We start from the raw sequence: 12,756 nt of genomic DNA, 5'->3' as shown, positions 1-12,756 counted from the left end.
AATACTCAGTACTATTTTTCAAACTAAAATACTAAACATTATAATTTATATATTACAAAATTAATATTACATCTGAAATTTATCTCATATTATAATATGTTTTAATAATAAAACTACATAACACTCAAAGAAATCTTGAAAAGATTTCATCATCCATTGTTAATTATACATTGCAATATATAGTTTAATTTTTATGATACTTCCTTATTTCTTTAAATTCATTTTTTTACATCTATGTATCTATTTTAATATGGCGTAATTTATTAATCCAATTCATATTTTTAGAATTATCTATAGATTTAATCTATAAATAATGATAATATATTATCTTGTGCGATATATTTCGACATATATTTTCTTGTATTTATGTTAATACTTTAATAATAGAAAGTATTTTTACTATATCAATTACTTTTTATTACAATCTCTAATTGTGTATGTTTCATAATGTAATGTAGTAAATATCCATTCAAAATATATAGTATTTATTTGTTTTAAATAATTATATATGCTGCAAAATCGAAATCACATTAGAAATTTATTTAAGGTATATAAAAATAAAAATCAAAGGAATCTTAGAAAGATTTCATCCTACATTGTCAATTGTCCATTGTCAATTGTCAATTGAAATAAACAATGAAAGGATTAAATGCATATGAATTTAAATCATCTCAATTATTTTAGAGTTTTAGCTAAAGTTGAACATTATACTCAGGCTGCATCAATACTTTCAATAACACAGCCCAGTCTAAGCAATGCCATTGCAAATTTAGAAAATGAATTGGATACTTATCTTTTTGAAAAACAGGGACGAAATATAAAATTAACAAAGTCCGGAAAATTCTTTTTGAAATATGTTGATGAAGCTCTTAATCAACTTGAAATTGGAGAAACTAAATTAAAAAACCTTCTTGACCCTTCAAAAGGAAAAGTAGATCTGGCTTTTATCTATACTTTAGGTGCAGAATTTATTCCAAATACCATCAATGATTTTTTCAAAGATGATGCACATAAAAACATAACATTTACTTTTGGGCAGGACAACACTACAAATATAATAAATGGTCTGAAAGAAGAAAAATACGACTTAGGATTCTGCTCTTTTGTTGAAAATGAAGCAGATATAGACTTCTTTCCTTTAATAAAACAGGAATTAGTTTTAGTAGTTTCAAAGAATCACCCCTTAGCATGTAAAGATACAGTAACCCTTAAAGAAACTGAAAAATATCCATTTGTATATTTTAATAAGGAAAGCGGTATACGTCCTATAATTGATAATATATTTTCACAGGCAGGCATAAAACCAAATATAATTTGTGAAGTTGAAGAAGATACAGCTGTTGCTGGACTTGTATCCATCAATTATGGTATTGCAATTCTTCCTAATATATCACTTTTAAAAAATTTTGATGTAAAAACAATTCATATATCTGATATAGAATATGAACGTTGTATCTATATGGCATCATTAAAAAACCGATATTCAATTCCTTCAGTAAAGGTATTTAAACAGTTTGTTATTGATAATAATCTTAAGTAATTTAAAAATTGAAAATTTTATCCTTAATTATCAATTGTCAATCTTATAAAAATCACTTCTTGTAGGAATTTTCTCATTATTGTCCACTGTCAATTGTGGATATTTCATAATTATAATTTTATATGATTTAGTTCAAGATATAGTGTCTACAGTTATTTGAGATATACTATATGTTAAGTTGAGTTTTGTATTTACACTAATATGAAAAATCCTCAATTATAAAAAAATACAGCCCTTCATAAATCATTATGATAAGCTGTATTTCTCTTTTCATCATTAAATATTTACTATTTTTTTGACATTTTCAATAACATCATCTATAGTGCTGTCATTTACAACTATTTTATCTGCTGCTTTTTTATATAATTCATATCTTTCTTTATATAAAACCAACACTTTTTCTTTGCCATCCTTAAGAAGAGGACGTTTTGAAACATCAACATCTCCAATAATCTTCTCTACTGGCCTGTCTAAAAATATTATTATAGAATCATTTTTTAATATATCTACATTTTCTTTTCTTTTTATAACACCGCCGCCTGTAGATATAAGAACATTTTCTTTTTTTATAAGGTCTCTGCATGCCTCAGTTTCAGCATCTCTAAAATTATCTTCACCTTTTTCAAATAGCTCCGCAACTGTTTTTCCAGTTGATTCTTGTATGTAATCATCCATATCATAAAATTTTAAGTTTAGCTGCTCACTCAAAATTCTTCCTATGGTAGTCTTTCCACATCCAGGCATACCTATTAGTATTATTTTCTTTTTCAAAATTATCACCCCAAACTGTTTTCAGTTGAAAAATCAGATTCATATTTCTCGGGAAATATCCTCCATTATATAACTATCAACTTTTTCCTATTGAAACTGCTCATTTATACATTCATAAACTTTTTCAAGAACATCATTTCCAATATTCATTTCCTGCCATATTTCTTCAGCCTTAACAGCTTGACCAACAAGCATTTCAAGACCTCCGCAGATTTTTTTATTAAGTTTCTGTCCAATCTGTAAGAATTCAGTCATTCTAGGATTATAAATAATATCTATCAATGTATTAAAGTTATTTACTATTTCTTCATCTACAAGACTCACTCCTGATTTAGGATACATTCCAACTGGAGTTGTATTTACTAATATTTCACCTTTAATATTTTTTATCTTTTCATAAGTGGTATATTCAACTCTTGCATCATTATAATCTGATTTAGATTTTTCATTTCTTGAAACAAGATACAATTTTTTTATTCCTTTATCCAAAAGATATGTAACAACTGCTTTAGAAGCTCCTCCTGTTCCAAGTACCATAGCTGTTTCATCTTTTACCTTGACATCATTTCTGTCTATTATTGTTCCAAATCCAAAATAATCAGTATTATATCCAGATAATTTTCCATCCTTAAGATAAATTGTATTCACTGCACCTATCTTTTCTGCTTCTTCTGATATAAAATCAAGATATTTCATTATATCCTGTTTGTATGGTATAGTGACATTTGTTCCTTTTATCTTTAATACCTTTAATGAATCACTTACTTTACTTAAGTCTTCCTTATCTACTTCAAATATTTTATATGCACCTTTAATATTCAATAATTCAAAAATTTTCTCATGTATTTCTGGTGATATACTATGAGGAAGCTTTTCTCCTAAAACTCCATAAAAATCCATGTTACTACCCCACCTTTCAAATTACCAATCAGCATATGTTATTCTCATTATAAAGATACTGAAAACATATGCTTTAATTCATATGATTGATAATTATAAATTCTGCTTATTGCTTAAATTAAAAATTAAATTAGATTTTTCTTATATCCTCCAAGAAGTTTAAAATATGTGCTGTTCTGTTTTATCAGATCCAAAGCAGTTATAACTTCAGGGCTATCAATATTTCCATCAAAATCAACATACAAGAAATAATTCCATGTTCCTTCTTCCATTGGTCTTGATTCTATCTTGATCATATTTATATTATTTTCTGCAAAATGACTTATTAATTTATATAAAGTTCCTGCTTTATCATCAATTGAAAAAACAACGCTGACTTTATCACATGTTTCATCTGATTCTAAGTTCTTTGAGATTATTATAAATCTTGTTGTATTTTGACTCTGGTTATTTATGTTTTCCTTTATTACATCAAGATTATAAATTTCAGCTGCTCTTTTACTTGCTATTGCAACTTTTGATTTTTCCTTAAGATCACTAACAAGTTTTGCACTCACTGATGTACTATGAAACGGTATAAGCTTCCATTCAGGATGACACTTTAAAAATTCTGTGCTTTGTGCAAATGGCTGTGGATGTGAATAAACTTCTTTTACATCATCTAAAGTAGTCCCTTTAATTCCAACAATGTTCTGTTCAACTCTTACACACTGTTCTCCCACAATATAAAAATCATATTTATATAAAAGATCATAAACTTGTGCAATTGCACCTGTTGAAGAATTTTCAATAGGTACTACTCCATAATCTATTTCATCATTTTTTACTGCCATAAATACATCTTCAAATTCATCATAAGCTTTTGGATTCTTAACATCTCCAAAAAATTTCATCATTCCCTCTTCTGTAAATGAACCTGAAACTCCAAAAAAGCCTACCTTTTTATCTGGATCATATTTCTTTGTTTTCTTTCTCTTTGTTTTCTTTACTTCTTCAATACTGCCATTCTTTTCTGCTTCTTGAAATTTTCTGTTCTGAAGATGTCTAGAAACTTCCATTAGATATGTATAGAATTCCTTTAATTCTTCAGTATAATCCTTGTTCTTTAAATATCCTGCATTTTTTTCAATAACCTGTTCTTCTCTATCTCTATGAAATATTGGAAGTCCGTTATCAATCTTATATTTTGCTACATTAAGAACTACATCCATTCTTTCTTCAAATAACCTTGTAATCTCTCTGTCTATCTCATCAATTCGAACTCTATAGTCATCTAAATCTGCCATTTTGCTTTTTTCTCTCCTTTTACTTATTCTTTATAAAACCAAATCTAAAATTCCAATTGCTGCAGCTGCCTCAATAACTGGCACAGCTCTTTGAACTATACATGGATCATGTCTTCCTTCAATTATGAGCTCAGCATTTTTCTTTTCTGATATATCAATAGTTCTCTGTTTTTTAGCTATTGATGGTGTTGGCTTTATTCCTACCTTAAACAATATAGGCATTCCATTTGTTATTCCTCCTGTAATACCGCCATTATTATTTGTGTAAGTCTTTACCTTATCACCTTCATAATAATATTCATCATTACATTCTGAACCTCTTAATTCACTCATTTCAAATCCTTTTCCAAATTCAATTCCCTTTACTGCTGGAACTGAAAACATCAAATGAGCTAAAGTTGATTCAACTGAATCAAAAAATGGATTTCCTATTCCTGCATCTATTCCTATTACTGCACATTCTATTGTACCTCCAACAGAATCGCAGTCATTTCTTGCTTCAAGAACAGTATTTCTCATGTCCTGTTCTTTTTCAGAGCATAATAATGGAAGCTCATTTACTTTTAAACTGTCTAAAAGTTCTTTTGTAAGTTCTGTTTCTGCAAAACTTTTATCATATACTTTTCCTATGCTCTTTACATGAGCTCCAATAGTAATTCCTCTTTCTTGAAGAACCTGTTTACATACTGCTCCTGCAAATACTAAAGGTGCTGTTATTCTTCCTGAAAAATGTCCTCCCCCTCTGTAATCATTAAATCCGCCATATCTTATAAATCCAGGATAATCAGCATGGCCAGGTCTCATCAAATCTTTTAATTTTCCATAATCCTTTGAATGCTGGTCACTATTTCTTATAACTGCACACAAAGGTGTACCTGTAGTTTTTCCTTCAAAGAATCCACTCAATATCTCTGGTTTATCTCCTTCTTTTCTTGCAGTAGAGAGTTTGCTCTTCCCTGGAGCTCTTCTTGCCATTTCCTTCAAAACTTCTTCCATATCTATTTCAATCCCAGATGGAAGTCCATCAATTGTAATTCCTATTCCTGCTCCATGAGATTCTCCAAATATAGATACTTTTAATTTATTTCCCCACATTCCACTCATCAAATACACCTCCTAGATTCTTAAAGTCTTTCCAGAATTCTGGATAAGATTTCGAAACACATTCATAATCTTCTATTATTATAGGTTCTTCACATACTGTTGATGCAATTGCAAGTGTCATTGCTATTCTATGGTCTTTATGACTCCATACTGTACATCCTCCCTTAAGTTTTGAAACACCTTCTATTATAAGTCCATCTTCTTTTTCAGTTATTTTTGCTCCAAGTTTGTTAAGTTCTGATGTAACGGCTGCTAGTCTGTCACATTCCTTTATTCTAAGTCTTCCTGAATTAATTATTTCAGTAGTTCCATCACATAATGCAGCTGCAAGTGAAACAACTGGAATAATATCTGGACATTGAGAACCATCTACTACTGTGGACTTTAATTGTCCCTCTACAGTTCCAATAAGTCCTGCATTTTTTTCTTCAATCTTAACTCCCATTCTTTGAAGAATATCAATTACTTCCTTATCTCCTTGAAGTGAATCGAGTTTAAGATCATTTACAACAACTTCATTAGAAAGAGCATCACCACAAAGGAAAAATGCAGCCTGTGAATAATCACCTTCAACTCTATAATCTCTAGCTGTATATGTTTGATTTCCTTTAATTATAAACTCTTCATAATTATTATTTATTATTTCAACACCAAAATCCTTAATAGCACTTAAAGTCAAATCTATATATCCCTTTGATTCCATTTCTGTAGTTATTACTATTTTAGAATCACCTTCTAAAAGAGGAAGTGTAAATAATAGACCTGTTATGAACTGTGAGCTTATATTTCCTTTTACCTTAAACTCTCCAGCTTTCAACTTTCCTTCTGTCTTTAAATCAAGAATTCCTTCCTTATATGAATATTTTATTCCCTGTTCATCAAAAATTTCATAATATGTGTTTAAAGGTCTTTTTCCTAGATTTCCCCTGCCTACAAATCTGTTAACTCCTTCAAATAAGGCTGCTATAGGCACCAAAAATCTAAGAGTAGAACCTGATTCATTACAGTCTATAGTCCTTTCTGAATCTATATTATCATTTACTTTATTGTCTGGTGACTTTACACCTATAACCTCAAGATAATCGTCTTTTTTAGTTATAACAGCTCCTAATGATTTCATAGCTTCTATTGTAGCTATTATGTCATCAGAATAATCTATATTAGTCACTTTACATACCCCGTCACTAAGTGCTGCACATATTACTGCTCTATGTGCCATACTCTTTGATGGTGGTATTTTTACATCTCCCTTTAATTTGCCAGGATAAACTTTATAATTGCCCATTGCTGCACCTCACCTATTCAAAAAATTTCACATTAGTTTTTTCCAAAAATGATTTTCCTATAGATTCAAGTAATACAACCTTTAGGACATTATCAATGTTTTTCTTATCTAATGATATTGTTTCAATAATTTTTGATTTTTCATCAATCTGAACTTCATATGGAAGACCATACTGAATCAATATTTCCTTTATATCTTCAGCAACACCTTTTTCAGTCAGTCCCTTTTCTTCTGAAATCCTGCTTATGAGATACATTCCTATTGCAACAGCCTCACCATGACTGAACTTTTTATAATTGTAATATGCTTCAATTGCATGGCCTAAAGTATGTCCAAAATTCAATAGCATTCTTTCGCCTGTATCTCTTTCATCATTTTCCACAACACATTTTTTAATATAGCAGCATTTGTGGATTATTTTTTCTATGTTGTTCATAACTTCTTCTTTTGTCTTTAAACTCTTTAAGAAATAGAAAAATTCTCTATCCTTTATACATCCATATTTAATGACTTCAGCTAATCCATCTCTATAAAATCTATCATCTAAAGTTTCCAATACATCTGGATCTATTAATACAAGCTTTGGATGATAAAAACTTCCAACAAGATTTTTTCCTTTATCTAAATCTACTGCAACTTTTCCACCAACACTGCTGTCTACCTGTGCAAGAATAGATGTAGGTATCTGTACAAAAGCAACCCCTCTTAAAAAAGTAGATGCTGCAAATCCTCCTAAATCTCCAATAACTCCTCCTCCAAGAGTTATTACAAGATCACTTCTTGTAAGTTTGAAATCTAGAAATTCATTATATACAGAAGGAAGTGTATTGAAAGATTTAGTTTCTTCACCTGGTTCCAAAGCCATTAATCTGACATCATATCCTTCATTAATTAAATTGTTTTTAACTTTATCTCCATAATGTAAATTTACATTCTTATCTGTCAGTATAAATATCTTTTTACCTTTAAATACTTTCTTTATTTCAGTTCCGACTTCGTTAAGTAATCCTCTTTTTATCTTTATAGGATAACTTCTTTCACCTAAATCAACTATTAAATCTTCCATAATACACTCTCCTCCTGATTATATTCTTCAATTAACAATGTACAATTGACAATGTACAATGAATGATAAAATCCCTGCAAGATTTCTTTGATTATTTATTTTTATTATTAGAACATATATATTTCAAAAAACATATGCTGCAACAAAATTACTATAAAAATGTATAATCTAAAATTAAATTTATACTTTTAATTTTATATACTGCTGCAGCATATATGTATTGCAATTAACAGTTACTACCAATCATTTAAATTTCTCTTCCAACTGCAGCTGCAATAGGTTTAAGTTCTTCCATTAATTTAGCAAATTTCTTTGGTTTGATTGATTGTGGTCCATCACATAATGCATTAGCAGGATCATTATGAACTTCTATTATAAGACCATCAGCACCAACTGCTACTGCTGCTTTTGCTAAAGGTTCAACCATCCAGTACTTTCCTGTAGCATGACTTGGATCAATAATTACAGGAAGATGGCTTAATTTTTTAACTGCTGGAACAGCACTTAAATCTAATGTATTTCTTGTGTAATTTTCAAATGTTCTTATACCTCTTTCACAAAGTATTACATTCTCATTTCCACCAGCCATAATGTATTCAGCTGACATTAACCACTCTTCTATTGTAGCAGATAAACCTCTTTTTAGAAGTATTGGCTTATTAGTTTTTCCAAGTTCTTTCAATAAATCGAAGTTCTGCATGTTTCTTGCTCCAACCTGAATAACATCTACATTTTCAACAAATGTTTCAATATCATATGGAGACATTAATTCTGTAACTATTGGAAGTCCTGTTTTTTCTTTTGCTTTCTTTAATAATTCAAGTCCTTCGTATTTTAATCCTTGGAATGCATATGGTGAAGTTCTTGGTTTGAATGCTCCTCCTCTTAAGAAGTTTGCACCTAATTCTTTAACTTCTTCTGCAATTTTTACTATCTGCTTTTCACTTTCAACAGAACAAGGACCTGCTATTACTGCAATTTTCTTTCCTCCAATCTTTACTCCATTAACATCAACTATTGTATCTTCTGGATGAAACATTCTATTTGCCTTCTTGAATGGTTCTTGTACATGCATTACGCTTTCAACAATTCCACTTGCTTCAATGCTTGATGGATCAATTTGTGTTGTATCTCCAACTAATCCTAATATGCTTTTTTCAGTTCCTATTACAGGACTTACTTTTAATCCTTTTGCCTCAATTTGCTTTGTTAACTTTTCAATTTGTTCCTTTGTTGCTTTTTTCTTTAATACTACTATCATGTGTAGCCTCCTGATTTTTTCTACATCTTTCATCATTTGGGCTTCTATAACTTTAAAATAAAATAGAGCCCACAATAATGAGCTCTGCATAATTTCATTTTGATTTTCAATTAAAATATAATGGTTCAAACACTCATTAAAGGTATATTATTATTCAGTTTTTTGCAAAAGAAATAGCCAGCGCTAAAATAAAAGCCCCAGAACATAAAATAAAAAAAGCTATAAAATTTTTGCATAACTGTTTTTTTAATATCCTTTTCCATGTTTTTCTCCAATCTTTGTAATGTTTAGTCTTTTTTTCATTATATCAAATCATTATTTTTTGTCAATATATATTAATATTTTTTCACCTTTACTATATATTAAATATCTTTTTATCAACAAAGACACTTATCAATTGACAATAAATACTCAATTGTGCAAATCTTATCAATTATAGTTTTATTACTTATATTTCTTCCAAACACAGCAATATCCACATCTGACCCTTTTTTGTAATTTCCCATAGCCCCGCTTCCAAATAAAACCACTTTTTCTATCTCATCAAAATGTCTAAAAGCTTTATTCATATATTCTATATCTCTATCCAACAATCCATACATAACTTACAATTCTTCTGATAATTTATCATACATCTTTTTTAATTCAGGTAAATAAACTGAATTTATTTCTGTAGCCATTTTAGATGCCAGCTCTTCATCATATGTATAAGTAGTAAGATTTCTATCGGCTAAAGCATCAATCCAAATATGTCCATTATCTATTAAACCAATCTGAAATGCTTGTTTTATAGTTTCTCTAGGGCTCTTTACCATATATACCCCTCACTTTCTAAATAATCTTTTAATACCTTCCATGCAAGCTCAAATGCCATCTCAAAAAACTGTATTATTCCCGCTTTTTCTAACTCATTAGTTATTGTCTGTTCAGAATATTTTTCTAGTAGTTTATATGTTTTTTCAAAATTTTCAAATCGTTGCTTCCATCTTATCTCTTTTAAATAATATTTATATCTTATATTATATCCTACTGATATGTAAAATTTAATCAAATATAAACATCTCAAGTTAAAATTTCATATTCTCGTGAAAGTTCTCTTTGATCTCTTTTTAATTTCTTTTCTAATGTTTTTATCTTTTGTATTTTATAAATAGCCTAATATCCCATACTATAATTTTTTATATATTGCAATATTAAAATCACATCTAAAATTTATCTTAATACCTGCACCTGCAAAAATACCAAAGAAATCTTGAAAATATTTCATCCTTCATTGTCAATTATCCATTGTGCATTGTCAATTGAAATATATCGTGATTGTAATCTTCAATCAGACAGTTTTATCTCAAAATTATTGCAGTCATTTATTATTTAAAGTATAGGTGAAACCAATCTTATAAGTGATTCTTCTATTCTAAGCATGAGGCTTCTGCTATTATATTTTTCTTTTGTCACTTCTTCTGACAATTCCATATCTTTTCTAAATTGATTTTCTCCATCTATTGCTACTCTGTCATCATAAATAAAAGCATTAACTTCAAAGTTCAATTTAAAACTTCTTATGTCCATATTGGCTGTTCCAATGCTCATTACACCACTATCAGATACAATTGTTTTTGCATGAATAAATCCGTTTCTGTACATATATACTTTAACTCCAGCATCAAGAAGTTCTCCGATATATGAACTTGCAGCCCATTTCATGAAAAAGTGATCAGCTTTTCCCGGAATTATAATTCGCACATCCACACCTGAAAATGCTGATATTTTCAAAGCCTCAAGCACTGGTGCATCAGGTACAAAATATGGTGTTTCCAGATATACATTTTTCTTAGCATTATTTATTATCTTTATATATGCATTTTTAATGTATTCTTCCTTATGGTCTGGACCACTCGTTACTATCTGCATGCATACATCTCCATCATTATCTCTGCACTTGTTTGCATATTTTCCATAATCAGTTATTTTTTCTTCAGAAGCATAACACCAGTCCAATAAAAATCTCTCATTTAAATCATCTACTGCATTACCTTTAATTCTTACATGAGTATCTCTCCAGAATCCAAATTCAGGATCTCTATTTATATATTCTTTTCCTACATTAAATCCTCCTACATATCCATAAATACCATCAATAACCACAATTTTTCTATGATTTCTATAATTAATACGCGTATTGACATGTGGAAGAATTCCTGGGAAGAATAAAGAAAATTTTCCTCCAGCTCCTATGTATTTCTTTAACATTTTTTTTGTAAGCATTCTTGAACCCATAGCATCTACAAGCAGCCTTACCTCAAGTCCTTCTTCTGCCTTCTTTGTTAGTTCTTCTATTACTCTTTTTCCTAAAATATCCTTTTTAAAAATATAATATTCAACATGTATGTAACTTTTTGCATTTCTTATATCTTCTATAAGCTGCTTAAACTTATCTTCACCATTGGTATACACATCTACAGAATTATTTACTGTATATTTTGCTCCAGAATTATTAAAATTCATTTTTTGAATATCAGCAAACTTTCCTCCTCCATTATGTTTAGACAAAGCCATAATATCCTGATTACTTGCCATTCTCTTCTTTTCATCAGATATAATCTTATCTTTGAAAATCTTCTGCCTGCTCAAATTCTGTCCAAAAAGCAGATATATTATAAATCCCAGTCCTGGAAGTACAAGTAAAATAAGAAGCCATGCCCATGTAGTTGTAGGATCTTTTCTTTCTATGAATATTAATGAGAATGAAAAGAATATATTCAGTACTACAATTCCAATAGCTATTCCATAAAAAAAGTCCATGTTTTCATCCTTCCCACATTATTATTTTACTAAGATGTAATTAGTATATGTTCATAATATTTATTTTATCATATATCTAAAATTTAAAATAATGCTAAAGATGAACATTTAATAAATATTTTATACAATAAACATTTGAGCAAATTTCATATTTGCTCATTTAATAATATTTTTATTTCTTAGTTGTTGAATTTATTTATTTTTTCCTCTTTCACCCTATACACTAATCAACTAATAAAAAGGTTGCATAAAAAAATTGAAAAATCCTCAATTATATAAAAATAGAACTATGACATTAGAGATTGTAATTACAAAATCTATTATTCCTTTAAAACAAACATAATAGATTTTTTATAGTTTACAATCTCTATGACATAGTCCTATAAATTATTTAAATAATATTGGGAAAGATTAAAATTTATCTGACACATATAAAAATTATTATATCCATACTCCATCTGCTCCAATGCTATAACCATCAACTATTGTATTTACAGCCATAGAACCATCTTCATTTAAGTAATACCATTTTCCCTTATCCTGAACCCAGCCTGTCTTCATTTCACCTGACTGATTTAATAGGTACCATCTGCCTCCAGTATAAATCCATCCTGTTTTCATAGCTCCCATATATCCATCAGAATCTTCATTAAGATAATACCAAGCTCCATTTATATACTGCCATCCTGTCTTCATATCTCCAGACTGGCTTAAATAATACCATCTTTCATTGTCTTTAAT

12 protein-coding genes and 1 pseudogene are annotated in these 12,756 nt (G+C 29.1%); 1 reads left to right on the top strand and 12 read right to left on the bottom strand.

Features of this window, described 5'->3' with window-relative positions; translation table 11 throughout:
• The first annotated feature begins 655 nt into the window (after nucleotides 1–655).
• Nucleotides 656–1,540, top strand: a complete 885-nt coding sequence (locus tag Q0F58_RS13615; protein WP_294377519.1) for a LysR family transcriptional regulator — start codon at nucleotides 656–658, stop codon at nucleotides 1,538–1,540.
• 276 nt (nucleotides 1,541–1,816) lie between these two features.
• Here the strand turns inward: Q0F58_RS13615 and Q0F58_RS13610 are convergent, their stop codons facing one another.
• The 12 genes and pseudogenes from Q0F58_RS13610 to Q0F58_RS13555 all read right to left on the bottom strand — a co-directional run.
• Nucleotides 1,817–2,311, bottom strand: a complete 495-nt coding sequence (locus Q0F58_RS13610) for a shikimate kinase (protein ID WP_294377517.1) — start codon at nucleotides 2,309–2,311, stop codon at nucleotides 1,817–1,819.
• Nucleotides 2,312–2,398: 87 nt separating this feature from the next.
• Entirely contained in the window at nucleotides 2,399–3,211 is an 813-nt protein-coding gene (aroE, locus tag Q0F58_RS13605) for a shikimate dehydrogenase (RefSeq protein ID WP_294377516.1), read from the bottom strand.
• 125 nt (nucleotides 3,212–3,336) lie between these two features.
• A complete protein-coding gene (gene pheA / locus Q0F58_RS13600) occupies nucleotides 3,337–4,497 on the bottom strand; it encodes a prephenate dehydratase (protein ID WP_294377515.1) in 1,161 nt (386 codons plus the stop codon).
• Nucleotides 4,498–4,527: 30 nt separating this feature from the next.
• Nucleotides 4,528–5,601, bottom strand: a complete 1,074-nt coding sequence (gene aroC / locus Q0F58_RS13595) for a chorismate synthase (RefSeq protein ID WP_294377513.1) — start codon at nucleotides 5,599–5,601, stop codon at nucleotides 4,528–4,530.
• Nucleotides 5,579–6,886 (bottom strand): 3-phosphoshikimate 1-carboxyvinyltransferase, encoded by a 1,308-nt coding sequence (gene aroA / locus Q0F58_RS13590; RefSeq protein WP_294377510.1) that lies wholly within the window; start codon nucleotides 6,884–6,886, stop codon nucleotides 5,579–5,581. The genes aroC and aroA overlap by 23 nt, the downstream gene beginning before the upstream one ends.
• A 13-nt stretch (nucleotides 6,887–6,899) precedes the next feature.
• Complete coding sequence (aroB, locus tag Q0F58_RS13585) at nucleotides 6,900–7,952, bottom strand: 3-dehydroquinate synthase (protein ID WP_294377509.1); 1,053 nt, start codon at nucleotides 7,950–7,952, stop codon at nucleotides 6,900–6,902.
• A 247-nt stretch (nucleotides 7,953–8,199) separates the two neighbouring features.
• Complete coding sequence (gene aroF / locus Q0F58_RS13580) at nucleotides 8,200–9,213, bottom strand: 3-deoxy-7-phosphoheptulonate synthase (protein ID WP_294377507.1); 1,014 nt, start codon at nucleotides 9,211–9,213, stop codon at nucleotides 8,200–8,202.
• A 377-nt stretch (nucleotides 9,214–9,590) separates the two neighbouring features.
• Nucleotides 9,591–9,815, bottom strand: a complete 225-nt coding sequence (locus Q0F58_RS13575; protein WP_294377505.1) for a nucleotidyltransferase domain-containing protein — start codon at nucleotides 9,813–9,815, stop codon at nucleotides 9,591–9,593.
• Between the two features lie 3 nt (nucleotides 9,816–9,818).
• Nucleotides 9,819–10,028 carry an HI0074 family nucleotidyltransferase substrate-binding subunit gene (locus Q0F58_RS13570; RefSeq protein ID WP_294377503.1) on the bottom strand — a complete coding sequence of 70 codons (210 nt, stop codon included), beginning with the start codon at nucleotides 10,026–10,028 and terminating at the stop codon, nucleotides 9,819–9,821.
• Complete coding sequence (locus tag Q0F58_RS13565; protein WP_294377501.1) at nucleotides 10,022–10,264, bottom strand: nucleotidyltransferase substrate binding protein; 243 nt, start codon at nucleotides 10,262–10,264, stop codon at nucleotides 10,022–10,024. The genes Q0F58_RS13570 and Q0F58_RS13565 overlap by 7 nt, the downstream gene beginning before the upstream one ends.
• 320 nt (nucleotides 10,265–10,584) lie before the next feature.
• On the bottom strand, nucleotides 10,585–12,015 hold the full coding sequence (gene cls, locus Q0F58_RS13560) for a cardiolipin synthase (RefSeq protein WP_294377499.1): 1,431 nt from the start codon (nucleotides 12,013–12,015) through the stop codon (nucleotides 10,585–10,587).
• A 441-nt stretch (nucleotides 12,016–12,456) separates the two neighbouring features.
• Nucleotides 12,457–12,756: pseudogene (locus Q0F58_RS13555) on the bottom strand (N-acetylmuramoyl-L-alanine amidase family protein); the annotation flags it as partial.

The sequence above is a fragment of the uncultured Clostridium sp. genome (genome assembly GCF_934754915.1).
Taxonomy (GTDB): domain Bacteria; phylum Bacillota; class Clostridia; order Clostridiales; family Clostridiaceae; genus Clostridium.
The sequence above is the reverse complement of the archived record's forward strand: the minus strand, read 5'-3'. Positions and strand labels throughout refer to the sequence as shown.